21 protein-coding genes and 1 tRNA gene are annotated in these 26,186 nt (G+C 70.6%); 9 read left to right on the forward strand and 13 right to left on the reverse strand.

Annotated features, from left to right (window positions below):
- Both VGT80_RS06695 and VGT80_RS06700 read right to left on the reverse strand, forming a co-directional pair.
- Nucleotides 1–3,179 (reverse strand): family 16 glycosylhydrolase (locus VGT80_RS06695; RefSeq protein ID WP_327454088.1); only part of this gene is annotated, 3,179 nt, incomplete at its 3' end.
- Between the two features lie 125 nt (nucleotides 3,180–3,304).
- A complete protein-coding gene (locus VGT80_RS06700; RefSeq protein WP_327454090.1) occupies nucleotides 3,305–4,309 on the reverse strand; it encodes a nitronate monooxygenase family protein in 1,005 nt (334 codons plus the stop codon).
- Between the two features lie 122 nt (nucleotides 4,310–4,431).
- Here VGT80_RS06700 and VGT80_RS06705 point away from each other — a divergent pair, with 122 nt between their 5' ends.
- Nucleotides 4,432–6,579 (forward strand): beta-glucosidase, encoded by a 2,148-nt coding sequence (locus VGT80_RS06705; protein WP_327454092.1) that lies wholly within the window; start codon nucleotides 4,432–4,434, stop codon nucleotides 6,577–6,579.
- Here the strand turns inward: VGT80_RS06705 and VGT80_RS06710 are convergent.
- Nucleotides 6,569–7,891, reverse strand: coding sequence for a mechanosensitive ion channel (locus VGT80_RS06710; RefSeq protein ID WP_327454094.1), 1,323 nt, complete (start codon nucleotides 7,889–7,891; stop codon nucleotides 6,569–6,571). The genes VGT80_RS06705 and VGT80_RS06710 overlap by 11 nt on opposite strands.
- A 138-nt stretch (nucleotides 7,892–8,029) precedes the next feature.
- Here VGT80_RS06710 and VGT80_RS06715 point away from each other — a divergent pair, with 138 nt between their 5' ends.
- Entirely contained in the window at nucleotides 8,030–9,451 is a 1,422-nt protein-coding gene (locus VGT80_RS06715; RefSeq protein WP_327454096.1) for a methylmalonyl-CoA mutase family protein, read from the forward strand.
- Nucleotides 9,448–11,610 carry a methylmalonyl-CoA mutase gene (gene scpA, locus VGT80_RS06720; RefSeq protein WP_327454098.1) on the forward strand — a complete coding sequence of 721 codons (2,163 nt, stop codon included), beginning with the start codon at nucleotides 9,448–9,450 and terminating at the stop codon, nucleotides 11,608–11,610. The genes VGT80_RS06715 and scpA overlap by 4 nt, the downstream gene beginning before the upstream one ends.
- Here the strand turns inward: scpA and VGT80_RS06725 are convergent, their stop codons facing one another.
- From VGT80_RS06725 to bioF, 5 genes are all read right to left on the reverse strand, one after another.
- Complete coding sequence (locus VGT80_RS06725) at nucleotides 11,611–12,141, reverse strand: GNAT family N-acetyltransferase (RefSeq protein WP_327454100.1); 531 nt, start codon at nucleotides 12,139–12,141, stop codon at nucleotides 11,611–11,613.
- Nucleotides 12,142–12,190: 49 nt separating this feature from the next.
- A tRNA-Leu gene (locus VGT80_RS06730) sits at nucleotides 12,191–12,276 on the reverse strand.
- Between the two features lie 62 nt (nucleotides 12,277–12,338).
- Complete coding sequence (locus VGT80_RS06735; RefSeq protein WP_327454102.1) at nucleotides 12,339–13,394, reverse strand: TauD/TfdA family dioxygenase; 1,056 nt, start codon at nucleotides 13,392–13,394, stop codon at nucleotides 12,339–12,341.
- The gene (gene bioD, locus VGT80_RS06740; RefSeq protein ID WP_327454104.1) at nucleotides 13,391–14,074 is read right to left on the reverse strand and encodes a dethiobiotin synthase; all 684 of its coding nucleotides are present in this window, start codon (nucleotides 14,072–14,074) and stop codon (nucleotides 13,391–13,393) included. The genes VGT80_RS06735 and bioD overlap by 4 nt, the downstream gene beginning before the upstream one ends.
- On the reverse strand, nucleotides 14,071–15,222 hold the full coding sequence (gene bioF / locus VGT80_RS06745) for an 8-amino-7-oxononanoate synthase (protein ID WP_327454106.1): 1,152 nt from the start codon (nucleotides 15,220–15,222) through the stop codon (nucleotides 14,071–14,073). Before bioF ends, bioD begins: the two co-directional genes overlap by 4 nt.
- A 58-nt stretch (nucleotides 15,223–15,280) precedes the next feature.
- On the opposite strand from bioF, the gene VGT80_RS06750 reads away from it, so the two are divergent.
- Nucleotides 15,281–16,549 (forward strand): adenosylmethionine--8-amino-7-oxononanoate transaminase, encoded by a 1,269-nt coding sequence (locus VGT80_RS06750; RefSeq protein ID WP_327454108.1) that lies wholly within the window; start codon nucleotides 15,281–15,283, stop codon nucleotides 16,547–16,549.
- 205 nt (nucleotides 16,550–16,754) lie between these two features.
- A complete protein-coding gene (locus tag VGT80_RS06755; RefSeq protein WP_327454110.1) occupies nucleotides 16,755–17,102 on the forward strand; it encodes a hypothetical protein in 348 nt (115 codons plus the stop codon).
- A 1,187-nt stretch (nucleotides 17,103–18,289) separates the two neighbouring features.
- Here the strand turns inward: VGT80_RS06755 and VGT80_RS06760 are convergent.
- Nucleotides 18,290–18,589: a hypothetical protein gene (locus tag VGT80_RS06760; RefSeq protein ID WP_327454112.1), complete on the reverse strand. Its 300-nt coding sequence runs from the start codon at nucleotides 18,587–18,589 to the stop codon at nucleotides 18,290–18,292.
- 55 nt (nucleotides 18,590–18,644) lie between these two features.
- Nucleotides 18,645–20,891, reverse strand: coding sequence for a CaiB/BaiF CoA-transferase family protein (locus VGT80_RS06765; RefSeq protein WP_327454113.1), 2,247 nt, complete (start codon nucleotides 20,889–20,891; stop codon nucleotides 18,645–18,647).
- 177 nt (nucleotides 20,892–21,068) lie between these two features.
- On the opposite strand from VGT80_RS06765, the gene VGT80_RS06770 reads away from it, so the two are divergent.
- Entirely contained in the window at nucleotides 21,069–21,284 is a 216-nt protein-coding gene (locus VGT80_RS06770) for a hypothetical protein (RefSeq protein WP_327454115.1), read from the forward strand.
- Between the two features lie 3 nt (nucleotides 21,285–21,287).
- Here the strand turns inward: VGT80_RS06770 and VGT80_RS06775 are convergent, their stop codons facing one another.
- Nucleotides 21,288–22,010, reverse strand: a complete 723-nt coding sequence (locus VGT80_RS06775) for an AAA family ATPase (protein WP_327454116.1) — start codon at nucleotides 22,008–22,010, stop codon at nucleotides 21,288–21,290.
- A 180-nt stretch (nucleotides 22,011–22,190) separates the two neighbouring features.
- On the reverse strand, nucleotides 22,191–22,955 hold the full coding sequence (locus VGT80_RS06780; RefSeq protein WP_327454118.1) for a competence/damage-inducible protein A: 765 nt from the start codon (nucleotides 22,953–22,955) through the stop codon (nucleotides 22,191–22,193).
- 51 nt (nucleotides 22,956–23,006) lie between these two features.
- Here VGT80_RS06780 and VGT80_RS06785 point away from each other — a divergent pair, with 51 nt between their 5' ends.
- Nucleotides 23,007–23,408: a hypothetical protein gene (locus VGT80_RS06785; RefSeq protein ID WP_327454120.1), complete on the forward strand. Its 402-nt coding sequence runs from the start codon at nucleotides 23,007–23,009 to the stop codon at nucleotides 23,406–23,408.
- Nucleotides 23,409–24,110, forward strand: coding sequence for a DNA/RNA nuclease SfsA (gene sfsA / locus VGT80_RS06790; RefSeq protein WP_327454122.1), 702 nt, complete (start codon nucleotides 23,409–23,411; stop codon nucleotides 24,108–24,110).
- Here sfsA and VGT80_RS06795 read toward each other — a convergent pair.
- The gene (locus VGT80_RS06795; RefSeq protein WP_327454124.1) at nucleotides 24,107–25,180 is read right to left on the reverse strand and encodes a sensor histidine kinase; all 1,074 of its coding nucleotides are present in this window, start codon (nucleotides 25,178–25,180) and stop codon (nucleotides 24,107–24,109) included. The genes sfsA and VGT80_RS06795 overlap by 4 nt on opposite strands.
- Before the next feature lie 161 nt (nucleotides 25,181–25,341).
- On the opposite strand from VGT80_RS06795, the gene map reads away from it, so the two are divergent.
- Nucleotides 25,342–26,166, forward strand: a complete 825-nt coding sequence (gene map, locus VGT80_RS06800) for a type I methionyl aminopeptidase (RefSeq protein WP_327454126.1) — start codon at nucleotides 25,342–25,344, stop codon at nucleotides 26,164–26,166.
- Nucleotides 26,167–26,186 lie beyond the last annotated feature (20 nt).

Here is a 26,186-nt window from a genome sequence, read left to right on the forward strand (position 1 = left end):
AAGTCGCTGATCGTATCGGCCTGCCAGGGCACGGTGTTGAACTGGAAATGATCCGCCCCGGCCCCGCCGGTCATGGTGTCGGGCCCGCTGTTGCTGCCGATCAGGGTGTCGTCACCCGAACCGCCGGTCATGTTGGAGCCGCCGGACTGGCCGGTGATCACCTGGCCGCCGCTGGCGGGCGGCGGCGGCGGACTCACGGGCGGCGGCGAGACCGGCGGCGGCGAGACCGGCGGCGGCGGGCTCACCGGGGGCGGTGACGCCGGCGGCGGGGGCGGCGAAGCGGCGGTGGTCCCGCCGGCCAGTTGGGCCCAGGTCACCGCGCCCACCGGCACGTTCTGGATGTCGATGATGTTGTCGGGCCACTGGTGGGCGGGGTTGGGCCCGTCCGGATCGAAGAAGACTTCCGTGCCGCCATTGCCGTCCGACAGCAGCTTCACATAGCCGTCGGCCACCGGATCGGAGCCGGCGTAGCCGGACTTCTGGAACAGGGCCGAGATGTCGAGGATGTCGGTCCCCACCACGAAGTCGGTGATGTGGGCCGGAGCCCAGGGCTCCAGATGGAAGACGAAGCGGTCGTGGCCCGGCCCGCCGGTCAGCTGATCGGGGCCCTGGCTGGCGTTGAGCGTGTCATCGCCCGCGCCGCCCGTCAGGGTGTCGGGCGTCTGATGGGCCGAGATCACCTGGCCGCTGGCCGGCGGCGGCGGCGGGGGGCTCACCGGCGGTGGGGAAGCTGGCGGCGGCGGGCTGGCGGCGGCGCCAGCCGTGATGGTCCCGGTCGCGGTGGTCTGGGTTCCGAACGCCGTGCCGATCGGATTTGAGAGCGTCAGGGCGAAGGTCTCGTCCGGCTCGACTGTCGTATCGGCCGCGATGGGCACGAGGATGGTCGCCGACGTGGCGTTGATGTCGAAGGTCACCACGCCCGAGGGCAGCACCCCGCCGGGGAAGTCGTTGGCGTCCACCGGGTTCGATCCCGAGGCGGTGATGTGCCAGGCGACCGTCGCCTTCTGCCAGAGGTCGCCGGAGCGGTTCACCGTGAAGGTCATGTAGGTGACGCCGGAACTGCCCTCCGCCTGGCTGAACGTCGGGGCCGAGAAGGCGACGCTGCCGACCGTGTTGAGGAAGGCCGTCGTGGTCCCGTAGAGCTGCTGGCCCGAGCCGTTGGCGGCGATCAGCTCGTTGCCGGCCGTCACGCCGGTGACGTCGCCTGTGAGCGTGGTGGTCGGGCCGTACCAGCCCTTGCCGTCATAGGCGAAGCTGTCGAAGCTGCGGCCCACGATGGCGCCCGAGGGGCCCTGCCAGCTGGCGGCGAAGTCGCCCCGCGCCATGGCCACGAAATGCACGTCGCCGCCGGCCGGCCCGAGCTCCTCGCGCGTCATGGCGTGGGTCGCCGGATCGAACACCAGCGCCCAGGCCTCCTTGCCGTCGGCGCCGGTCTGCCAGTAGCCGATGACCACCTTCTCGTCGGTGAGGAAGGCGCCCGTGCCCGTCAGCTGGGTCGCGTCGCCGGCCATCAGCGCGGTCGGCGCATCCAGGCTCTTGCCGTTCGACATGGCGCCGAACAGCGCGCCGGAGTCCTGCCACACGACGAAGCTCTTGCCGGCCGGCAGCGCGCTGGGGTCGGGATGCCCCGAGAGGATCACGACATGGGCGGAGGTCACGTCCTGGCCGCTGTCCTGAAACACCGGCGGTGAGTTCGTCTGGCCCGAGGTCGCCCCGCCGTCGGCGCGGATCGTGCCGCTCGGCGTATCGAACTGGCCGTGCGTCACCTGGCTCGAGCCGTCGGCGAGCGCATAGGCGCGCACATAGTCGACCTGCATTCCCGCCGGGAAGGCGCTGGCGTCCGGATTGCCGCCGAAGCCGCCTACGGCCAGGTTGAGGATCAGCGACATGGGGCTGGTCCAGCTGGCCGGGGTCGGGCCTTGGAGCACCGCGACGTCGTCGAAGTAGAAGGTGACCGTCGTGGGGGTCCACATCAGGCCGTAGGTGTGGAAGCCGTTGGGATCGATCTTGATGGCGTTGTCGAGCAGGGTCTCGTCCGTGCCATAGGCCCGGCGGTAGTCGATGCCCGGCGTGGACCCCAGCGCCTCCATGATGTCGGCCTCGCCCTGGCCGTTGAACGGATAGGCGGCCATCCAGAAGGCCGGCCAGGCGCCGGACGCCTGGGGCAGGGCCGCGCGCATCTCGAAGTAGCCGTACTTCTGCGAGAAGCTGCCGAAGGTGTTCAGCATGCCCGAGGCATAGCCCTGGCCGAACGCCGCGGAGGTCTCGTCCGCCGGTATCGGCTGGGCGGTGATGGTCAGGACGCCGTTCGACACCGAGAACGGCTCGATGCCGAGCGCGTGGTCGCCGGTCCCCTGGAAACCGGGGTCGACATAGACCTGCTGCTCGTTGTTGTGGATCAGGCTGTAGGCGTCGACGCCCTTCAGGTTGCCGCCGAAATTGGTGCGCCACAGGCCGGTCTGCTTGGACGGGTCATAGATCTGCAGCGTGTTGAACTCGTCGTCGAAGGTCAGGGCGCCGATCTGGCTCTTGTCGATCGGCAGCAGGAACTGCTTGTCGGCGAACGACGAGGGCGTGGCGTTGCGGATGGTCAGCGTCTCGCTTGGCGACAGATGGATCACCGTGTCGGGCCCCACCTGGGTCATGGCCGCGCGGATCTGGGAGGCGGTGGTGAAGCCGTAGTTCAGCAGCTGCAGCTGGTCGTTGGAATCCCAGTTGTAGATGACGTCGTTGCCCTCCCCGGCCCGGTCCACGAAGGTGTTGCGCCCGTCGCCGCCCACCAGCACGTCGTTGCCGGCGGCGCCGTAGAGCCATTGGTTCTGGCCGTTGGCGACGGTGATCAGGTTATCGAGCGTGTTGCCGATGGCGTAGTTGTAGCTGCCGTTGACGACCAGGTTCTCGACGTTGTCGGCCAGCTTGAGCGGCATCCAGCCGTTCTCGGTGTCGATGCCGCCGCCCGGCTGTTCGACCACGATGTCCTTCGGGTCGGTGATCCAGAAGGTGTTGTCGCCGGACGAGCCGATCAGCTTGTCGCCGCCGCCGTCGCCGGCGATCGACGAATTCCCGGCCGGCGCCTGGATGGTCTCGCCCCCGGCGGGCGTGCCCAGGATGTTGTTCTTTCCGTTGTCCTCAGGCGCCGTCTCCGGCATCGGCTGGCCGAGGTAATTGTAAAAGGGCAAGGGCTTCTGGCTCCCAACTCGCGCGCGAGAGAGACAACCAGCAGCCGGGCCGGGGGTTCTAAGCTTGGCCGCAACCCCTCAAAAGATAACGAGAATGTGTCTCGCCGGCATTGGCGCCGCTTCGGCTATTCCGCCGCCAGCGCCAGCCGTCGGTGGGTGAAGGCGACCTTGGCCTGCAGCTCGGCCAGCGCGTCGTCGTACTCCCGCGACAGCCGCGCGATGAACTCGGCCGCGGTGGGGATCTCCTTCACCGCGCCGATACCTTGGCCGCAGCCCCAGATATCGCGCCAGGCCTTCGCCTTGCTGTTGCCGCCGGAGCCGAAGTTCATCGCCGTAGCGTCGGACGTGGGCAGGTTGTCGGGATCGAGCCCCGAGGCCTCGATGGACGGCCGCAGGTAGTTGCCGTGCACCCCGGTGAACAGGTTGGTGTAGACGATGTCCTCGCCGGTCGAGGCGACGATCATGTCCTTGTAGGGCTGCTGGGCTCCTGCCTCCTGGGTGGCGATGAAGGCCGAGCCGATATAGGCCAGATCCGCCCCCATCGCCTGGGCGCCCAGGACGGCGCGACCGTTGGCGATCGCCCCGGAGAGCGCGACGGGGCCGTCGAACCATTCGCGGATGCCCTGCATGAGGGCGAAGGGTGAAAGCTGCCCGGCATGGCCGCCAGCGCCGGCCGCCACCGGGATCAGGCCGTCGGCCCCCTTCTCGATGGCCTTGCGGGCGAAGCGGTCGTTGATCACGTCGTGCAGCACCACGCCGCCATAGGAATGCACCGCGGCGTTCACATCCTCCCGCGCGCCCAGCGACGTGATGACGATCGGCGCCTTCCACCTGGTCGAGGCCTCCAGGTCGTGCTCCAGCCGGTCATTGGTCTTGTGCACGATGTGGTTCACCGCAAACGGCGCGGACGGCGTCTCCGGATGGTCGCGGTCCCAGGCCGCCAGCTCCTCGGTGATGCGGTGCAGCCATTCGTCCAGCAGGCTCGCCGGCCGCGCGTTCAGCGCCGGGAAGCTGCCGACGATGCCCGCCTTGCACTGGGCGATCACCAGGTCCGGGTTGGAGATGATGAACAGCGGGCTGCCGATCACAGGCAGGCGCAGGCGGTCGCGGAGCACGGGCGGCAGGGCCATGGATGGTCCTCTGGAGAGGTTGATAATTTACGTCGTACACGAAAGAAGCGGCGGTGCGCAACCGCCTTTCGCCGGGGGCCAGGGGCGGCTAGCTTCGCCGGCAAGACAGAGGGGGAAGCGCCATGTTCTCGAGATCGTTCGCGGCCGCAGGCCTGGCCGTGCTCGCGGCAGGCGCCGTCCACGCCGCGCCGAAGGCCAAGGCCGCCCCCGACGCCCGCGCCGACGCCTTGATCGCCCAGATGACGCTCGATGAGCAGATCGCCCTTGTCCATGGCGTGATGCCGGCCCTCATGAACCCCATGCCGGCCGGGACCATCCGATCTGCGGGCTACATCCCTGGCCTGCCGCGCTTGCACATCCCCGACCTGAAGGAGAGCGACGCGAGCCTGGGCGTCGCCAACGCGGGCCGAAGCCACGACGATGCAGTGGCCCTGCCTTCGGGCCTGTCCCTGGCCGCCACCTTCTCCGAGCCGACGGCCCAGGCCGGCGGAGCCATGATCGGCAAGGAGGCCCGGCAGAAGGGCTTCAACGTCCTGCTGGCGGGCGGCGTCGACCTGGTGCGCGAGCCGCGCAACGGGCGCAACTTCGAATACCTGGGCGAGGACCCGCTGCTCGCCGGCCGCATGGCGGCGGCCTCGATCCGCGGCATCCAGAGCCAGCACATGGTCTCCACCAGCAAGCACTTCGCGATCAACGACCAGGAGACCGGCCGGATGATCGCCAGCGTCGAGCTGCCGGAGGCCGCCCAGCGCGAGAGCGACCTCTTGGCCTTCGAACTGGCGCTCGAGGGCGGCAAGCCCGGTTCGGTGATGTGCGCCTACAACAAGGTGGGCGGGACCTACGCCTGCGAGCATCCGCACCTGCTCAACGACATCCTCAAGGGCGACTGGGGCTACCCGGGCTGGGTGATGAGCGACTGGGGCGCCGTGCACTCGGTCGACGCCGCCAACCAGGGCCTCGACCAGGAAAGCGGCCAGCAACTCGACAAGCAGGTGTTCTTCGCGGCGCCCCTGAAGGCTGCGGTGGAGAGCGGCCAGGTTTCCAGGGCGCGGCTGCACGACATGGTCCACCGCATCGTGCGCGAGATGATCGCCAAGGGCCTGATCGATCCGCCCGATCCCGGCCAACTCGATACCGCCAAGGATTCCGTCGTCGCCCTGCACGCCGCCGAACAGGGGATCGTGCTCCTGAAGAACGAGCACGGCCTGCTGCCGCTCGCCGCCTCGGCCAAACGCATCGTGGTGATCGGCGGCCACGCCGACGTGGGCGTCATCTCCGGCGGCGGCTCCTCACAGGTGATCCCGCTGAATTCCGTCCACTTCGCGCCGCCGAAGGGCGCGCCGCCCTGGGGCCAGGGCATCTGGTTCCACGGCTCCGCGCCGCTGAAGGCGCTGCAGGCCGCCGCGCCCGGCGCGCAGATCGCCTTCGATCCCGGGACCGACCCGGCCGCCGCGGCGGCTGCGGCCAAGGACGCCGACGTGGCCATCGTCTTCGCCACCCACTGGGTCTCGGAAGCTTACGACGCCCGCGACCTGACCCTGCCCGACAACCAGGACGCCCTGATCGCCGCCGTCGCCGCGGCCAATCCGCGGACCGTCGTGGTGCTGGAAAGCGGCGTGCCCAACCTGATGCCCTGGCTGGACCAGGTCGGCGCGGTGGTCGAGGCCTGGTATCCCGGGAGCCGCGGCGGCGAGGCCATCGCCAATGTGCTGACCGGCAAGACCCCGCCCTCCGGCCGCCTGCCGATCACCTTCCCGGCCGCCCTGGCGCAACTGCCCGAGCCGGCGCTGCCCGGCGCGGACCTGCCCAACGAAACCACGCCCTTCGACATCGCCTACGCCGAGGGCTCCGACGTGGGCTACCGCTGGTTCGCCAGCCGGGGCGCGAAGCCGCTGTTCCCGTTCGGCTATGGCCTGTCCTATTCGGCGTTCCACTACTCGGGCCTCAAGGTCGTCGGCGGCAGGACGGTGACAGCCAGCTTCACCGTCACCAACACCGGGGCCCGCGCCGCCATCGACACGCCGCAGCTCTATCTGAAAACCGAACCGCGCCGCGCCCAGCAGCGCCTGATCGGCTGGTCGCGCGTGACCTTGAAGCCCGGGGAAAGCCGCACCGTCACCCTCGCCGCCGACCCGCGCCTCCTGGCCAGCTGGGCCGATCACGGCTGGCGGATCGACCCGGGCGCCTACGCGCTGTTCGTGGGCTCCGACGCGATGACGCCGGTGCTGAGCGGAAGCGCGAAGATCGCGGGTTCGCGGCTCAGACCCTAGGCGTCCGGGGCGGCGTCCTCACGGTCGGTCGGCGCACGGGCGGGGGCGGGCGGCGGCCGCCATCGATCTTGTCCACCCAGCGCTCCGTCAACCGCTTGGCGGCCTCGCGTCCGCCGAGCCCGAAGGCGATGGCCGCGGCCACCGCGGCCGAGCCCAGGATCAGGCCGAAGGCCAGCACCACGATCTCGTCGGCGATGCCCATGAACCGCAGGCCCATGGCGGTGGCCAGCGCGATGGTCGCCCAGCGCACCACCGGCTTGGCGAGCCCCTCCGTTCCGCCCGTCGAGCGGTCGATCAGGCCGACCAGCAGGTTGGCGATCAGCACGCCGGCGGTGATGATCACCCCGCCGAACAGCACCCGGCCAGCCAGGTCGAGGATCTCCTGCAGCATGTTGGCGATGGCCGCGAAGGCCAGCAGCTGGGCCGCCTCCACCGCCGAGAACAGCATGATCGCCACCAGCGCCAGCCGCGCCACGATGGTCGAGGGCGTCAGGCCCGGGGCCACGCGCGGCGGCGCGGCCGACGGCGGAATGGCCGCGCTACGGGCCCGCGGTGCGGCCTCGGCCTCTGGAGCCCCCACGCCAAGGGCCTGCAGACTGGAGTCAAAGCCGAGCGACGGCAGGATCTGCTCCAGCAGTCCCGCCACCCAGCGGCCGATGAAGAAGGCCAGCGCCAGGATGATCGCCGCCGCCAGGATGCGCGGCAGGGCGTCCAGCACGGTCGAGAGCACGGCGACCGCCGGATCGGAGATCGCCCGCACGCCGAGCTGCTGCAGGGCCGCGATGGTCACCGGGATGACGATCAGCACGAACACCAGCACCCCGGTGGTCTTGGCCAGGCCCGAAGCGCCGGTCATCCGCTTCAGCCCGGCGCGCTCCAGCCAGCCGTCCACGTGCGCGGCGTTCAGCGCCGCCTCCACGACCTTGCGGGCGAGCGTCGCCAGCACCAGGCCGACGAAGAAGATCACCCCCGCCCCGATCAGGTTCGGGATGAAGTCCATGACCTGGAACAGCAGGGCGTTCAGCGGCGTGACGATCGACGACAGGCCGAGCACCGTCAGGGCGCCCACCACCCCGATCAACAGCACCAGCCAGTAGCCGAGCTGGCCGAGCTGATAGCCGGTGGTCTCCTGGGCCGGGGCGGCGGCGTTGTGGCGCTTCACCGGCGGCAGGCCGTCGATGACCTTGGCGAGCCCCCATTGCGCGCCCTTGGCCAGGAAGTGCGCCACGATCAGGATCACCAGGGCGGCGGCCACCCTGGGCCCCCATTCCATGGCCAGGGCCTGCATCTGGTCGTAGTCGACGGTCGGCATCTCTTCCTCCCCGAAAGCTTGGCGACTCGGAAGCTTAAGCATCGGCCCGCCCTTCCGGTTTCGCGAGTCCTTGAATGAGCGCCAGCCTTCCCCGGCGAGACCTTGACGCCCGGCCGCCTCGCGGCCCATGACCCGGCCATGGCCGATGCGACCCTGCTCAGCTCCCCCTTCCCGCCCGCCACCCACGCGGCCTGGCGCACGCTGGTCGCCAAGACCCTGGGCGAGACGCCGTTCGAGAGCCTCGAGAAGACCACCGTCGAGGGGCTGCCGGTCGAGCCGCTCTATGAGGCCGCGGACCGGCCCGCCGGCTTTCCGACCCGTCCGTTCAACGCCGACCGCGCCTGGGACATCCGCGCGCTCACCGCCCATCCCGACCCCGCCGCCGCCAACGCCGAGGTGCTGCGCGACCTTGAGGGCAATGCCGCCTCGGTGATCGTCCGCGTCGATCCGACGGGGCAGAGCGGCGTGGCGGTGGGCTCCGCCGAGGGCCTGGCGCGCGTGCTGGCCGGGGTGACGCCGGAGTTCGCCACCGTGGCGCTCGACGCGGGGTTCCTCGGTCCCAAGGCCGCCGACTGGCTGGGGACCTTCGCCAAGGCCTCGCCCGGCGCCAAGCTGGCCTTCCATCTCGATCCCCTGAGCGCCTTCGCCGAGGCAGGCGCCAGCCCCGGCCCGATCGAGAGCCATCTGGTCAGCGCCGCGACCGTCGCCGTGCGGCTCGCCGACACCTATCCGCAAGCTCAGCTGTTCCTGGCTTCCGGCCGGCTCGTGCACGAGGCCGGCGGCGGCGAGGCGGCGGAGGTCGCCTTCGCGGCGGCCAGCGCGGTGGTCTATGCCAAGGCCCTGGTCCGCGCCGGGATGCCGATGGCCGAGGCCTTTGCCCGCATCACGCTCGGCCTCGCCGCCGACGCCGACTATTTCACCGCCATCGCCAAGCTGCGCGCCGCCCGCGCCGTCTGGGCTCGGATCGCCACGGCCTGCGGCGCCGATCCCCAGGCGCGGATCGAGGCCCGCTCTTCCCGTCGGATGCTCGCCGCCCAGGACGCCTGGACCAACATGATCCGGCTCACCGCCGCCGGCTTCGCAGCCGCGGTCGGCGGCGCCGACGCCGTGGTGCTGGGCAACTTCACCGACGCCATCGGCCTGCCCACCGCCTTCGCGCGCCGCCAGAGCCGCAACACCCAGCTCGTCCTGATGGAGGAAGCCCACGTCGGCCGCGTCGCCGATCCGGCCGCCGGCTCCGGCTACGTCGAGGCGCTCACCGAAGAGATCGCCCGCGCCGCCTGGGCGGATTTCCAGGCTATCGAAAGCCAGGGCGGGATCATCGCGGCGCTGACCTGCGGCCACGTCGCGCGCCAGGTGGAGGCCGCGCTGGCGGCCCGGCCGGAGCCGAAGATCGTCGGCGTCACCGCCTTCCCACCGGAGAAGCCAGCGCCGGTCGAGGTGGAGCCGGCTGCGCCGAAGCCGGTCGAGGCTCCCTCGCCCCGCCTGCCCGGCCCCGACGGGTCGTGCCCGCCGCTCAAGCCCATGCGGATCGCGCAAGCCTTTGAGGCGGCTCGATGAGCGGCTTCCCCGATTTCGCCAAGCTCGCGTTCGACGCCGACCTTCCGGCGCCGCGACCGCCGGCCGCCGCCGATCCGTGGCAAACGCCGGAAGGCATCGCGGTGAAGGCGACCTACGGCCCCGCCGACGCCACCGGCCTTGAGGCCCTGGCCGGCTATCCGGGTCTCGCGCCCTTCGTGCGCGGCCCCTATCCGACCATGTACCTGACCAATCCGTGGACCATCCGCCAGTACGCGGGCTTCTCCACGGCCGAGGATTCCAACGCCTTCTATCGCCGCAACCTGGCGGCAGGACAGATGGGCCTCTCCATCGCCTTCGACCTCGCCACTCACCGCGGCTATGACTCCGACCACCCGCGGGTGACCGGCGACGTGGGCATGGCCGGCGTCGCCATCGATTCCATCCTCGACATGCGCACCCTGTTCGACGGCATCCCGCTCGACAAGATGAGCGTCTCGATGACCATGAACGGGGCGGTGCTGCCGATCATGGCGCTCTACATCGTGGCCGGCGAGGAGCAGGGCGTGCCCCACGCCAGGCTGTCGGGCACCATCCAGAACGACATCCTCAAGGAGTTCCTGACCCGCAACACCTACATCTATCCGCCGACGCCTTCGATGAGGATCGTTTCCGATATCTTCGCCTATGCCTCGGCCGAGATGCCGCGCTTCAACTCGATCTCGATCAGCGGCTACCACATGCAGGAAGCCGGGGCGACGCTCGACCTGGAGCTCGCCTACACGCTGGCCGACGGCGTCGAATATGTGCGTGCGGGTGTCGCCGCGGGCCTGGCGGTCGACAGCTTCGCGCCCCGCCTGTCGTTCTTCTGGAACGCCGGCATGAACGCCTTCATGGAGATCGCCAAGCAGCGCGCCGCGCGCCTGCTGTGGGCCAAGCTGATGAAGGAGGCGTTCGACCCGAAGGACGCCCGGTCGCTGTCCCTGCGCGCCCACACCCAGACCTCCGGCTGGTCGCTCGCGGCCCACGACGTGTTCAACAACGTCGCCCGCACGGCCATCGAGGCCATGGCGGCGGTCGGCGGCCAGACCCAGAGCCTGCACACCAATTCCCTCGACGAGGCGCTCGCCCTGCCGACGGACTTCTCGGCGCGGATCAGCCGCAACACCCAGCTCTTCCTGCAGCTGGAGAGCGGCCAGACCCGGGTCATCGATCCCTGGGGCGGCAGCTACTATGTCGAGCGGCTGACCGCCGACCTGGCGCAGCGCGCCCTCGCGCACATCGCCGAGGTGGAGGCGCTGGGCGGCATGGCCAAGGCCATCGAGAACGGCCTGCCCAAGCGCCGCATCGAGGAAGCCTCGGCCCGCACCCAGGCGCGCATCGACGCCGGCCTGCAGAGCGTGGTGGGCGTCAACCGCTACCGCTCCGAAGGCGCCGACGAGATTCCGGTTCTGAAGGTCGACAACACCGCCGTGCGCGAACGCCAGCTCGCCAAGCTGAAGAAGCTCAAGGCCGAGCGCGACCCGGCCGCGGTCGAGGCCGCGCTCACCGCGCTGACCAACGGCGCGGCGGGCGGCGGCAATCTCCTGGCGCTCTCCGTCGAGGCGGCGCGCGCGCACGCCACCGTCGGCGAGATGTCGGACGCGCTGGAGAAGGTGTTCAACCGCCACAAGGCCCACGCCGACGCGGTGAAGGGCGTCTATCTCAAGGAATCCGGCGTCACGCCGACCGCCCAGCGCGTCAAGCAGATGGTCGAGGCCTTCGCGGCTGCCGATGGCCGCAAGCCCAAGGTGCTGGTCGCCAAGATGGGCCAGGACGGCCACGACCGCGGCCAGAAGGTGGTGGCCTCCGGCTACGCCGACTTGGGCTTCGAGGTGGTGATCGGCGACCTCTTCCAGACGCCGGCCGAGACCGCCGCCCAGGCCGTGGCGGAGAATGTCCACGTGGTCGGCGCCTCGTCGCTGGCCGCGGGCCATCTGACGCTGGTCCCCGAGCTGAAGTCCGAACTCGCCCGGCTGGGCCGCGGCGACATCATGGTGGTCGTCGGCGGGGTCATTCCGCCGGAAGACTTCAAGGCCCTGATGGACATGGGCGTGGCGGCGATCTTCACGCCCGGCAGCGTGATCCCCGAGGCGGCCATCGTGGTCCTGGAGCGGCTCAACGCGCTCTTGGGATACGCCCAGGAACAGGCCGCTCAGTAACTACGCCGCCGCGGCCCAGGCGCCGATCCGCTTGAAGTAGATCGCCGTGCCCGTCAGCCCGCCCTGTGGCTTGTAGGCGTAGTCCGGGATCGTGCCGGAGAGCACCCAGCCGAGGCTCTCGTAGAGCTCCGCGGCGCCGCCATCGATGGCGGTGTCGAGATTGAGCAGGGTCCGGCCCTGTTCGGCCGCCAGGGCCTCGGCGGCGATCATCAGCCGGCGCGCGATCCCCTGGCGGCGCGCGGCCGGCGAGACCATCAGCTTCCAGATCTCGGCGCGGAACGGCTGGTTCGGCGGGGTGTCGAGGAAGAGGCTCACCGTGCCCTCCAGCCGGCCGTCCACGAAGCCGCCCAGCACGATGCGGTCGCCGGCCGCGGCGCCCGCCATGGCCTTGGCCCAATAGGCCTGCGCCTGGTCCATCGGCGTCGGGTGCATGAAGTGCACCGAGCCGCCGGCCGCCACCGTCTCGGCGAGGATTTCCGCCAGCCGCGGCACGGCCTCGGCGCCGATCGTCCGGATCGCAAGCTCGCCCATCACCCCACGTCTCCCCGCGGCGCTATGTCGACGGCGCCGGCTCCGCAACTGGTGGGGACACCGGGGGTCGAACCCGGACGGGCGAAGCCCGAGCGATTTTAAGTCGCTTGCGTCTACCAGTTCCGCCATGTCCCCGCCGACTATGTAGCCGCAAGTCCGGTCCGCGGCCCACCCCGGCGTTGCCGGCCGGGCCGGGACTAGGCGTCGAGCGGCGCGATCCAGGCCTGGCGTGGAACCGCGACGCCGCCCCGCGCGCCGGGCGTCACCGAGCCGAACCGCTCAGCGAACACCGGCGGCAGGGGCTGTGCGTCGGGCGGCGCGAGCCACAGGCGCAGCAGATGGCGGCGGCGATCCAGCTCCGGCCAGTCCTCGAAGGCCGTGCGGTCATGGAACAGCACGTGGTTGTTCACGAGCTGGATGTCGCCCGGCTGAAAGTCGATTTCGAGATGCAGCGACCGGTCTTCGGCGAGCCCGTCCATCAGGTCGAGCGCGGCCCGCTGGGTCTCGCTGATCGGCCGGGCGCCGGGGAACCGCGCCGCGGACTCGATGTACTGCCGCTGGTACATGGCCGCGAAGGCGCCCGCGAACCAGTTGAACACCGGGATGGTGAAGAACGGCGCCTCGCCCGGCGCCGCCTCGCCCCGCCGGTCGGTGGCGATCGGCTCGAACAGCGCCAGCGCCAGCGCCGGGTCGCGGCGGCGCATCTCGTTGTAGAGAGTGACCGAGCTCACCAGGCTGGAGCGGCCGCCGGCCTTGGCCGGCGCCAGGCACATCAGCCCCACCACGTCGCAGGAATCGGTGTGGTAGGTCTGGCGCTCGTGGGTCTGGTAGAGCCGGGCGGTCGGGTCCTGGCTGGACCGGCCGAGGTCCTTCACGTGACCGAGGATATGGCCCTGGGCGTTCTGCGGACGGGCCGCGCCCAGATGTGCGCCGACGCCGAGGAAGGCCGCGGCGACCTGCCGCCGGTCGAACCGCTTCGGATCGAGGCCCCGGATCACCGCGAATCCCCGCCCGCCCAGCACCTGCCCCTCCAGGATCGCGCGCAGGCGGTGAGCGACTTGTGGCAGCGGGAAGTCCTTGGGCGCCACGCCGACCAGGTCCGATCCGGCGGCCGCCAGCGCGCGGGCCGCGGCCTCGATCTCGGCGATCTCCGCGGGCGTCAGGACGTTCACCCATTCGTCGGGGACCAGGTCCGCGGCCGTCCAGGCGGCGGGACCGGCGATCCCGGCCGGCGGCGCCTCGGCCTGGCTCACCCGAACACCGCCTTCAGGGCCAGGCCCGCCCAGCCGAAGCCGCCGTCGCGCGACGCCGGGATCACCGGCACGGCGCCGGCATGTTCGGCGACCAGGGCCACGGTGCTCATGAAGTCCGGCGCATCCGGATCGGCGCTCTGGCTGACGATCACCGCGCCCGGCGGCTCGCCGCGCGCCACCATCACCTCCAGCGCCGTCAGGGTATGGCTCACCGCGCCCAGATAGGCGCCGCCGACCAGCACGCTCCAGCAGGCGAGGCCCTCCAGCAGGTCCAGGCTGGTGCCGCCGTCGGCGATCGGCGACATCAGCCCGCCGACGCCTTCGACCACCACCAGATCGGCCTCGGAATCGGCGATGCGGTCGCGGCAGAACTGGATCACCGGCTGCAGGGCCAGCGCGCGGTCCTCGATCTGGGCGGCCATGGGCGGGGCGAGCGGGGCTGCGAACCGCCAGGGCGAGATCGCCTCCAGCTCATCCTCGATCAGCCGACGGCCCATGGCCGCCAGCAGCCGGCCCGGATCGCTGTCGTCCCAGTCGTCGGCGTCGAAACCACTGACCACCGGCTTCAGGGCCTCGACCCGCCAGCCCTCGTCCTGGGCGGCGCGCAACAGGCCGCAGGCGGCGTGGGTCTTGCCGATCTCGGTGTGGGCCCCGGCGACGAACAGGACGCGAGCGGTCATGCGGCGATCCACGGGCGGAGGGCGGCGGCCAGGCGGTCCACCTGATGGTCCTCATGCAGGGCGCTGAAGGCGCAGCGCAGGCGCGCCGTGCCGGCCGGCACCGTCGGCGGCCGGATCGCGACGGCCAGCAGCCCCTGGCGTTCCAGGTCGGCGGCGGCGTCCAGGGCCCTTGCGGCGTCGCCGAGCACGATCGGCACGATGGCGCTCTGCGCGGCCGGCAGGCCGAGCGCCGCGGTGAAGCGCCGGGCGCGGGCCAGGGGCGCGGCGACCCGCTGCGGCTCGTCCTCGATCACCTGCAGGGCGGCCAGCGCCGCGGCGGCGTTGGCGGGGGGCAGGCCCGTCGCATAGACCAGGGTCCGCGCCCGCGTCTTGATCAGGTCGATGGCCGGCCCGCTCGCGCAGACATAGGCGCCGTAGCCGCCGAGCGCCTTGGAAAAGGTGCCCATGGCCAGGTCCACATGGGCCTGGGGAAAGAGGGCCGCGGCGCCCGCGCCGCCGCCCACCACGCCCAGCCCATGGGCGTCGTCGACCAGCAGCCAGGCGTCATGCGCCCGACAGATGCGGCTGAACTCGTCCAGCGGCGCGAGGTCGCCGTCCATGGAGAACACCCCGTCGGTGGCCACCAGCGCGCGGGCGGCGGCGCCGCGCCTTGCGTCCAGCTTCGCCGCCAGGTCCGCGGCATCGTTGTGCCGGAAGGCCAGGACCTCGGCGCCGGAGAGCTTCGCCCCGGCCCAGATGCAGGCGTGGGCAAGCTCGTCGACCAGCACCAGGTCGCCGGGTCCCACGAAGGTCGGCACGATGCCGGCGTTGGCCAGATAGCCCGAGCCGAAGACGCAGGCCGCCTGCGCCCTCTTCAGCCGCGCCAGGCGGGCCTCCAGCTCGGCGAACAGCGGATGGTCGCCGGTCACCAGCCGCGAGGCGCCGGCGCCCACGCCATAGAGCTCCACCGCGCGCGCCGCGGCCGCTTTCACCGCCGGATGGCAGCTCAGGCCCAGGTAGTCGTTGCAGGAGAAGGAGATCAGCCGCCGGCCGTCCCGCTCGACCCACACCCCGTCGAGCCGATGGGTCGGCCGCAAGGTGCGCCGCAGCCGGCCCGCCTCCAGGAGGTCCAGTTTCTCGGCGGCAAATCGCGTCAGGGTGTCGTGCACGTCGCGCCTATGCCCTAGGACGATGGCCCGCGGAAGGCCCCGCGAGGCGAGGAGCCCCATGACAGATCGACCCGAATGGCTCGCGCAAGGCTCGGCCCACGTCTGGCGCCCCTACTGCCAGATGAAGACCGCGCCGCCGCCGCTGGCCGTGGCGCGCACCCAAGGCGCCCGCATCGTGCTGGAGGACGGCCGCGAGCTGGTCGATGGCATCGCCTCCTGGTGGACCGCCTGCCATGGCTATAACCACCCGCATATCCGCCAGGCTGTGCAGGCCCAGCTGGAGCGCGCGCCGCACGTGATGTTCGGCGGCCTGGCCCATGAGCCCGCCTACCGGCTGGCGGCCCGCCTCGCGGCCCTGTTGCCCGGCGACCTCGACCACGTGTTCTTCGCCGAGTCCGGCTCGGTCTCGGTGGAGATCGCCATGAAGATGGCGCTGCAGTACTGGATCAATCTCGGCATCGGCGGCCGGACCCGGTTCGTGGCGTTTTCCGGCGGCTATCACGGCGACACGCTCGCGACCATGACGGTGTGCGACCCCGAGGAGGGGATGCACGCCCTGTTCGCCGGCGTCCTGCCCGCCCAGATCATCGCCGCCCTGCCCGTCGACGACGCCGCCGAGGCCGCCCTCGACGCCCTGCTGGCCGCGCACGCCCACGAGATCGCCGCCATCCTCGTGGAGCCGCGCATCCAGGGCGCCGGCGGCATGATCTTCCACGACGACGACGTGCTACGCCGCCTGCGCCACCTCGCCGACAAGCACGAGGTGCTGCTGATCTTCGACGAGATCTTCGTGGGCTTCGGCCGCACCGGCGATCTCTTCGCCTGCGAAGGCTCGGGCGTGACGCCCGACATCGTCACCCTGTCGAAGGCGCTGACCGGCGGCACCCTGCCGCTTTCCGCCGCGGTTGCCTGCGGCCGCGTGTTCGAGGCTTTCTGGTCGGACGATGCGGGCGCGGCCCTGATGCATGGGCCCACCTACATGGCCAATCCGCTGGCCTGCGCGGCGGCCAACGCGTCCCTCGACCTCTTCGAGACCGGCGCGTGGAAGGCCGAGGTGGCGCGGATCGAGCTGGGCCTGCGCGAGGGCCTCGCTCCCTGCCGCCAAGCGCCGGGCGTGGTCGATGTGCGGGTGCGCGGCGCCGTGGGCGTGGTGGAGTTCGACAAGGCGGTCGACGTGGGCGCGCTCTGCGCGGCCTTCGTCGCGCTCGGGGCCTGGATCCGGCCCATGGGCAAGGTCGTCTACCTGGCCCCACCGTTCGTGGTTTCGGACGCCGAACTCGGCCTCCTCACGGGCGCCATCGCCACGGCGTTGGGCGCAAAACCCTAGATGGAATGCGAGCTGCCAAAATGAGCGGTTTAGGCAGCGCAGCAGCGTCATTTCGCAGAAGCTTGCCTCGTTGGAACAAAACACGTACATCCTCCGGATGAGTTCAAATCTATTTCTCGTCGAAATACAAAGCTGGGACTGGCCTCTCCACGTTGGGGTGAGGCCAGGTTCCGCGATTGCGGACCGTGGCCTCGAAGGAGACCTGATGTGCGTGGAGGTCATAGCGATCGAGGGGCTGGTGCTTGCGCCGGAAGAGCACCGATCCAAGCTCATCCACGTTCGGTTGTCTCCTTTGCCGCGTGAGATCATTTTCGGCGACCGCGACGAACGAGACGTCGGCCGCCTGTACAAGGATCCCATTGAACGCAGGGACCTGGGCTTCTATGCGAACCTGTTCCTGCCCGCGGACACGTTGCAGAATGCAATTTTCTGCCTCGGCTCAATCTGGCGCAGACTCCATATGTGGATCGAAGACGGCGCCGAGCCTATGTCTGTCACCGATTTTGGATTTTCGGCAGATGCTCAGGTCCCGAGCCGATTAGACCAGTCTTAGGGCGCCATCCCAGGTTGGCCGAACCCAATGCCTCCGCGCTGTAACCTCAGGGACGACGGCCTCCCTTGGTTTCCAGGTGAGGGAAGCCGATCGTGCCATCGGGTCTGATGCAATGGGCATACCGGTCAGAGGCAGTTCCTCGACAGATTGCTATGTCGCTGGGAGACCGCAGTCGCCCGCAGATGTCGCTGTCAGACTCGTATTGCTGATAGCATTCCTTCTTGTCCCCGCGATCAGGCTGAGACCCCCCGCCCGAGGGCGACGAGGGCGTATCCCGAAAGAATGGGCCGCCCGGAAGAAACGGAAAGGGGAATGGCAGCGGCGGTGGAACTCGCCCATGGCAAGTGGGGCAGTTTACGATTCCGGGCGCCGCGGCCGGCTGGGACGCGGCCGCCAACTGAAATTGTCCGGACTGTGACCCCCCAGCCGGCCCGTATGCCGATTGATCCTGACCCTGCCAGCGGCCGACCCCGTTCGCGGCCCAATTCGGATCGTCTCCAATGGCTGCGCTGGGATCTTGATAGGCGGGGGGCGACGATGTTGTCGGCCAGTCCGCCGGCTCGGTCCCGCCAAAAAACGCATCGTACTTCTGTGCCTGGGCGGCTTGTCGTTCTTGCTCGATCTCGTCAGGCGAGCGGAGGTACCAGCGACTGAGCGCTTCACCCTGCAGGCTCGCGGGATCGACTGGACTGAAGGCCATGCTTGTTCTCCTTCGGACATGGCTGCGCCGCGCGTCGCCTTGTGGGCGTCGCGCAAGCGTGCGTTGGCAGCGGACGGACCGCTGCTTTCAATGATTGGGGTTGCGCGGCCTTGGTGCGGCGCCTTGTCCGCTCAACAGCGGGTGGCGCGAAGCAGTGGATCGACGCTCTAACAGCTTGGCAGAATGCAAAGGCGGTGTCAAGAACAAAAAGAGAACAAATGCATTATTGACCCAGCGTCGTGCGTTCCAAGAATCGCGCGATGACGGCCCGATAGCGAGCCTGGGGCCGTTGTCGGCCGTTCTCCCATAGACCGAACGTCCAATGCCGCACGCCCACCAGTGTGGCGGCGTCCTCGACCGATATGTTCAACCGTCGCCGCTGGCCGCGGAGCTGCGCCGGCAGCGGGTCGCCTTGCTCACAACGGAATTCAGGTTTACTCGCCCGCAAAGTCACGCAAACGCCCGGTACCAAAAAGGCGACATAACCCTAGGCGGTTTGATCGAACGGCTTGGCGGGCTCGCCCGGCTGCGGCGCCGCGCCCGCCTGCTGGTCGGGCAGCACCTCGGCCTCATCGGTATGCGAGGTCAGGAAGCTCATCGCGGCTTCGCCGATCTTCGCGGCCGTCTCGCGGATGCGCTGGCATTCGTCGCGCACAGTCTCGGCGTAGTCATGCTGGAAGGGCACGTGGTGGATCATCACCATGGCGCCGGTCGGCACGTGGCGGAGCGTGACGCTCGCCTGGCCCGCGCGGTTGGCGTGGCAGGCGGTCATCTCGAATTCGGCCATGGTCGCGCTCCAGTGTTCCCCCAAGCGCAACGCCGCCTGACGGCAAACAGTTCGCCTAGGCCCGGACGTCCACGTGCATCGCGCCGAGCAGCTCGCCGGTGTGCTCGCCCAGCACCGGGGCGGGCAGCCGCAGGGCCGGTCGCGCCCCATCGTAGGTCCAGGGCGCGGCGGGCATCAGGTGGCGGCCGACGTAGCGGCGCTCCATCCAGTCCCAGAAGCCGCCGGCGATCAGCTGCTCGTCCCAGGAGAGGTCGGAGCCGCGCAGCACAGGGGCTGCGGCCACGCCGAGGCGCTGCAGCTGCGCCGCCGCCTCGCGCGGATCGCGGCCCGCCGCCCAATCGCCGATCGCCGCCTCGATCCGATCGGCGTACCGGGCGCGACCAGCGACCGTGTCGAACTGAGGGTCCTGAGCCCATTCCGGCCGGCCGAGCGCCGCGCAGAGCCCGCGCCAGGCCCGCCTGCTATCCACCGCCACGGCCAGCCAGGCCTCCTCGCCCGCCGCGGCGACCACGCAGACCGGCGCCGCGCGGGCCCGCCGATGGCCGGTCCGCGGCAGCGGCTCGCCCACGATCTGCTCGGCGATGATCCCGTCGGCCCCGAACTGGAACAGGCAGGCGACCTGGGCCAGATCGATTTCGGCCCCGCCCAGCCGGCCGCGTCCGTAAAGCGCCGCCAGGATGGCCGCCGCCGCATAGAGACCGGCCAGGGGATCGCCATAGGCCACATGCTGCAGGCACGGCGCCCAGTCGGCCTCGCCGTTCAGGAACGGCAGCCCCGAGGCCTGCTCCACGGTCGAGCCATAGGCCCGCAGGCCCGAGAGCGGCCCGCCGTTGCCGAACGCCGGCATGGAGACGCTGATCAGGCCGGGACGAATGCGGCGCTGTTCGGCCAGGCCAAGGCCCAGCTTCTCCAGCACGCCCGCCGCGAAATTCTCCACCACCACGTCGGCGCCGGCCACCAGCGCCTTGGCCTTGGCGAGGCCGTCCGGGGTCGTCAGGTCGAGCGCCACGCCGCGCTTGTTGCGGTTCACCGCGATGAAATTGTACCGGGTCTCCGTGGTCGGCGGATCGCTCGTGACATTGGCCTCCCAGCCGCGCCACCAGTCGGGATGGGTCTCGGACTCGATCTTGATGACGTCGGCCCCCAGGTCGCCCAGCGTCCGCGCGCACAGCGGCCCGGCCCAGCCCATGCTGAAGTCCACCACCTTCAGGCCCGCGAGGGGCGCGGCGGCGCGTCCGTCGCGGAACGGCCGCGCCGCGCCGTCGAAGGCCATCCGGAACGGCAGGGTGGGCCCGAGCGCGCCGGTCTCGTCGAAGGCCGCGAAGGCGCCGCGCTCGCGCCAGTGCGGAACGCCCGGCAGCTCGCCAGGCCGCGGCATCGGCGCGGTCGGGATGCGCGCCGCCTCGCCCGCCTTCACCCAGGCCTCGGTGGTCCGGGTCGCATAGGCCGGCGCCAGGATCTCATCCACCTCGTCGGCCAGCATCAGCCGCTCGACGGTGGTGGCGAACCGGGGATCGCGCGCCAGTTCGGGCCGGCCGATCAGCTCGCAGACCGCCCGCCACTGGGCCGGGATCAGGGCGGTGATCCCCACCCAGCCGTCCAGGGTCCGATAGCTGTTGCAGGGATAGGTCGGGGCGAAGCGGTTCACCCCCATGCGCCACGAACTCAAGCCCTCCACGAAGGCCGTGATCGCGCCGGTCTCGGTGAAGCACATCGAGGCCTCGTGGATGGAGACCGCGATCCGGCGGGGCCGCTCGCCGCGCGGCGCCAGCAGCGCCGCGACGGCGGCGTTGAAGCCCACCAGGCCGCCGGCCAGCTGTGGCCCATGTCCCTGGGCCAGCATCGGTGGTCCCTCGGCCAGCCCGAAGCCGAAGGCCAGGCCCACCAGCGCCAGGATGATCTCGTCCGTCCCATGCCAGGCGGCATAGGGCCCCTGCGCCGCGAACCAGGTGAGGGCCAGCAGGGCGGGCGGCTCGGCCGCCTCGGCCAGCCGCGCCTCGGCGGCGGCCACGTCGGCCCGGTCCTGGCCGGCGATCACCAGGTCGAAGCCGCTCCAGCCCTCGTCGTCGCCCAGCGCGCGCTTGCCGGCGTCGAGCCACCGCCCGTACGCCTCGCCAAGCTCACCCGCGTAGCCGATCCTGCCGTCGTCGCGTCCGCCCGCCCCGGCCACCTCGGCGCCGAGCTGGGCGAACAGCCGGCCGCAATAGCGCACCGCCACATCGCCCGAGGCTTCCAGGATCCGCAATCCCTGCAGCGGCCGCGCGGCGGTGGTCAGTATGTCGCCTTGCTCGGCGGCGGACATGGAGGCCTCATGCGCTGGCGGCGGTCGGCGCGACCTGCGGCCCGCCCACCGGGACGATAGTGCGACCTCGCCGTGAAACGGAAGCGTCGAGCCCAGTTGCCTGCGGTGATCGGTCCCGCTAGCCGGTCGCCCACAGCCAAGCTAGACCTTGGCGCGAGAGACGGGGGAGCGCGCCAGATGCCAGAAGTCGTGGTCCGCAAGCGTGTGGGTCGCCGGACTGGCGACTGGAGGTTCCGGCTGAACCGCTGGTTCTATCGCAACCGGCCGAAGATCGCCGTGATCGCCGCGTTCGCGGTGGCTTGCGTGCTCGGCCTCGTCGCCGCCTCGATGGGCCTCCAGGGCGTTGGCGCCGGGCCGGCCCAGGCCGAAACGCCGGCCACGCCGGCCCAGTAGGGGCTAGGCCGTCGGCGCCAGCCGCAGGCCGGGCTTCGCCGCCCAGCTGCGTCCCAGATCGTCATTGGCGCTGCGCACCGGCGCCGGCGCCTCGCCGCGCAACCGCCGCCAGATGTGGGTGAACAGGGCTTTCACCTCGGCCGAGGCGGCCTGCTGGCCCTCCATCTCGAGCACCGAGCGCATCTGGGCGAACGCCGTCTGGTAGGCGACGCGGTTGCGCAGCGCCACCGGCGCCACGGGCAGGCCCGCGAACCGCAGCGCTTCGAAGGCCTTCACCACCTGCGGCGGCTCGACGCCATTCCTCGGCGGCGCGCACTGGTTGAGGGCGATCACGCCCTCCTTGCCCAGCCGCTGGATGATCGCCACCGACCGCACCGCGGCGGCCAGGTCGAGATAGGTCGGACGCGCCACGGCCAGGCACAGGTCGGCGACCTTGACGGCTTCGGCCACGTCCTGCTCGGGCGTCGCCGGGGTGTCGATGATCAGCAAGTCCGCGCCGGCCCGCCGGCTCGCCTCGATGAGCGCGAACAGCTTGGCCGAACTGGTTTCGAAGATCAGGCTGGCGGCCTCTGCGCGGCCCTTCAGCACGTCGCAGGCTGAGCGCTGCGGATCGGCGTCGGCGAGGATCGCCTTCACGCCCATGGCGCGCGCCGCCATGGTCAGGTTGACCGCGACTGTCGTCTTGCCCGCCCCGCCCTTGCGGGACACCACCGCCAACGTCTTCACGTGCGTAGGCCCCCATCACCGTGGGCGGTCTTTGGGCGCCGCCCTGATCCACACACTAATGCACAGACTTATCCACAAGTCCAAGGCGAGGCTTTACAACCTCCGCGACTCATGAGCGCGCAGCTTAGCGGGCCTGCGGTGCGGTTTCGTGACGGCCGCGAAAGGCCCTCGCCAACGCCCTCAGCTGGCCGGTTCGACCTCGCGGACGTTCTCCACGCCGGCGTTCTTCAGCGCGCCCAGCAGCTCGGCCACCGTGGCTTCGACTTCGGCCGCGTCGCGCCCGCGCAGCACCAGGTTCGAGCCGAAGCCGCCCTCGCCGTAGAACGGATAGCTGCCCAGCGACATGGCCGGGTGGGCCCTGGCGACCGCCTCCAGGGGCGCCGCGATCGCCCCCTCGCCCGTCCCCTCGACGCGCACGGTCCGCGCGATGGTCACCGCCCCTGTCCGCAGGCGCGGTCCGACGTCCTCCAGCATGCCGCGCATGATCGCGGGCACGCCGGCCAGGGTGAACACATTGCCGATGGTGAAGCCCGGCGGTCCCTGCACCGGGTTCTTGACGAGGTCCCCGCCCACCGGCACGCGCGCCATCCGCCGCCGCGCGGCGTTCAGCTCTCCGCCCCAGCGGGCCTGCATCATCGCCAGGATGTCGGGGTGCTCGTAGAGCTCCACGCCAAAGGCCGCGGCCACCGCGTCGGCGGTGATGTCGTCGTGGGTCGGCCCGATGCCGCCGGTGGTGATCACATAGTCGTAGCGCTCGCGCAGCGTGTTCAGCGTCGCCACGATCTCCTCGTGCACGTCGGGCACGACGCGGGCCTCGGCGACGTCGACGCCGAAGGTCCCCAGATAGCGGGCGATGTCGCGCAGGTTGGTGTCCTGCGTGCGGCCCGAGAGGATCTCGTCGCCGATGATAAGCACCGCGGCTGTGACCCGCTCTCCGCTCGCCATGCGTCCTCGCCTCGCCTAGATATCAGCCGCCCGTCCGGACTAGCCCCGCCCATGCGCCTTCCGCAACTGTTGCTCGCCACATCCCTGCTCGCCATCGCCGCGCCGGCCTTCGCCGTCCAGCCCGACGCGCCCTATCACCGGGTGATGGATCCGTTCTTCGCCCAGCTCGACCGCCAGTGCCCGGGCCGCAGGCTGGAGGACCTCAGCGCCGGCGATCTCGAGCTGATCATGGAAGGCTTCGAGGAGGGGCTCTCGGCCGGCCAACGACGCGAGATCGCTCGCGCGGCGCGGTATGGCTGCCGCCACACCATCGCCGGCCTGACCTGCGCCAATGTCGCGACCATCCGCGTCTTCAGCCGTTGGCGGATGCTGCCGCAATTCGCCCAGGCCGTCTGCGCCACGACCTGGCGCTGCGCCGACTTCGGCGACTGCAAGCAGGCCACCGCGCCCTAGATGGACTTCCCCTCACCGCTCGCCGGCGGCCGCCTGGTCCAGCGCTACAAGCGCTTCTTCGCCGACATCGTGCTCGACGACGGGACCGAGCTCACCGCCCATTGCCCGAACCCCGGCGCGATGCTGGGCCTCAACGGGCCGGGCCTGCCCTGCTGGGTCTCCCGGTCCGACGACCCCAAGCGCAAGCTGGCCTTCACCCTGGAACTGGTGGAAGCCGACGGCGGCCTGGTGGGCATCAACACCATGCATCCCAACCGCCTGGTCGCCGAGGCGTTGGCGCAGGGCGCCATCCCTGAGCTGACCGGCTATGCGACCCACCGGCGCGAGGTGCGCTACGGCGCCAACTCCCGCGTCGATTTCCTGTTGGAACACCCCGACCGGCCGCCGGCCTGGCTGGAGGTGAAGAACTGCCACCTGCGCCGCTCAGGGACGCTCGCCGAATTCCCCGACTGCGTCGCCGCCCGCTCGCTGAAGCACCTGAAGGAACTGACTGTCATGGTCGAGGGCGGCCACCGGGCGGTCGCCCTGTTCGTGGTCCAGCGCACCGATTGCGAGGCCTTCGCGGCCTGCCATGAGCTCGACCCGGCCTTCGCCCGCGGGCTCGGCGAGGCGGCCGACGCGGGGGTGGAAGTGCTGGTCTATGCCTGCGAGATCACGACCCGGCAGGTCAGGATCGCGCGGCGTATCCCTTGGTCGCGCTAGGCCGCGGCGTCGTCGCAGCGGAAGTCGATGGTCACCCGCATGCCAGCCCCCGGCGCGGATTCGACCGCCATCGTGGCCCGCGCGTTCTGCTCCAGGGAGCGGACGATCAGCGCCGAGAGCTTCCCGGGCTTCGGCCAGGTCGCGCCTTCCGGCAGGCCCACGCCATCGTCGGCGACCAAGACGCGGCAGCCGCGCGGATCGGTGGTGCTCTGCAAGGTGATGGTGCCGCCGCCCCGCCCCGCGAAGGCGTGCTTCAGCGAATTGGTCAGCAACTCGTTGACCACCAGGCCCGCGGGCATGGCGACGTCCAGAGAGACCGGCCAGGTATCGACCTTCAGTTCCAGACGGATGCCCTCGACCGCATGGGCGCGCATCACCGCCGAGGCGATCTCGCTGAGATAGATGCCCAGGTCCACCGGATCGCCCGTGCCGGCCTCGGAAAGCGCGTGGTAAAGCAAGCCTAGCGCCTCCACCCGCCCGGCCAGCCGATCGAAGCCTTCGCTCGTCGAGCGGTCGGCGACGCCGCGGGCCTCGACCCGGATCAGCGCGGTGATCATCTGCAGATTGTTCTTCACACGGTGCTGCAGCTCGCGCAGCTGGGTGTCCTTTTCGTGGACATGGGCCTGCAGCTCGTCGAGCACCGCCCCGTCGCCCGCCGCGCTCTCGACAAGCGCGACCAGCCGGAACATCGGGCGGCCGTCGTCGGACTCGATGATGTTCGACCAGGCGTCGACGGTGAGCGGGCCCTCGGACCGCGTGATGGTGAAGGCGCCGAGATAGTCGCGCTCCTCGGCCACCGCCCGCGCCAGAGGCCGCGCATTCTTGGCGGCGTCCGCGTGGCCGGGCAACCGCTCCCACGCCCCGCCGACGATGTGGCTGTTGTCCTGGCCGGTCAGCCGCTCGAACTCGTGGTTGGCATAGATCACGCGCTCCGTCGGATTCAACTCCGCCACGGCGATCGCCACCGGCACCTGATCGAGGAAGAGCTTGAACTGGTCGCTGTCCAGCGCGCCGGCCAGATCGGGTGTTTCGAGCAGTTGCTCGACGCCGCTATGGGTCTCTGAAGCCATCTCAGCCATTCTGGCGCTGGGCGCTGGGCGCCGGAGCGCCATCTTTAGAACCTGCGGCCCGCTTCGCCTAACGGAACCGATGACCAGGCTACGCGGCGTGCGCCCAGGGCGTTGAATTTCCGTGGTATGATTGCGACATAGGGCGGCGCGCGGAGCAGATCATGTCATCCACCGATATCCTCGATGGCGAATACCGGACCGGCCAGATCAAGATCCATGGCGCGGCGGATTTCGAAGGCATGCGCGTGGCGGGCCGGCTGGCCGCCGAATGCCTGGACATGCTGACCCCGCACGTGGTCCCCGGCGTGGTCACCGACCACCTCGACACGCTCGCCCGCGAGTTCATCCTCGACCACCACGCCCTGCCGGCCTGCCTCGGTTACCGCGGCTACACCCGGACCGTCTGCATCAGCCCCAACCACATCGTCTGCCACGGCATCCCCGGCGAGCGGACCCTGCGCGAGGGCGACATCGTCAACATCGACGTCACGGTCATCGTGGACGGCTGGCACGGCGACACCAGCCGAATGTACGGCGTCGGCGCGGTCGCGCCGCGCGCCAAGCGGCTGGTCGACGTCACCTATGAGGCCCTCGAGCGCGGCCTCGCGGCGGTGAAGCCGGGCGCCAAGACCGGCGACATCGGCCACGCCATCCAGACCTATGTGGAATCCATGCGCTGTTCGGTGGTCCGCGATTTCTGCGGCCATGGCCTGGGCAAGGTGTTTCACGACGCGCCGAACATCCTGCACTTCGGCCAGCCGGGCACGGGCGAGCTGCTCAGGCCCGGCATGTTCTTCACCATCGAGCCGATGGTGAACCTCGGCAAACATCCGGTGAAGCTGCTCTCCGACGGCTGGACGGCGGTCACCCGCGACAAGTCGCTGTCGGCCCAGTGCGAGCACTCCATCGGCGTCACCGAAACCGGCGCCGAGGTCTTCACCCTCTCGCCCGCCGGCCTGTTCAAGCCGCCCGTGCAATCGGCCTGAGGCCGGATCGACGGGGCGGG

It is taken from the genome of Phenylobacterium sp., from assembly GCF_035944335.1.
GTDB lineage: Bacteria > Pseudomonadota > Alphaproteobacteria > Caulobacterales > Caulobacteraceae > Phenylobacterium.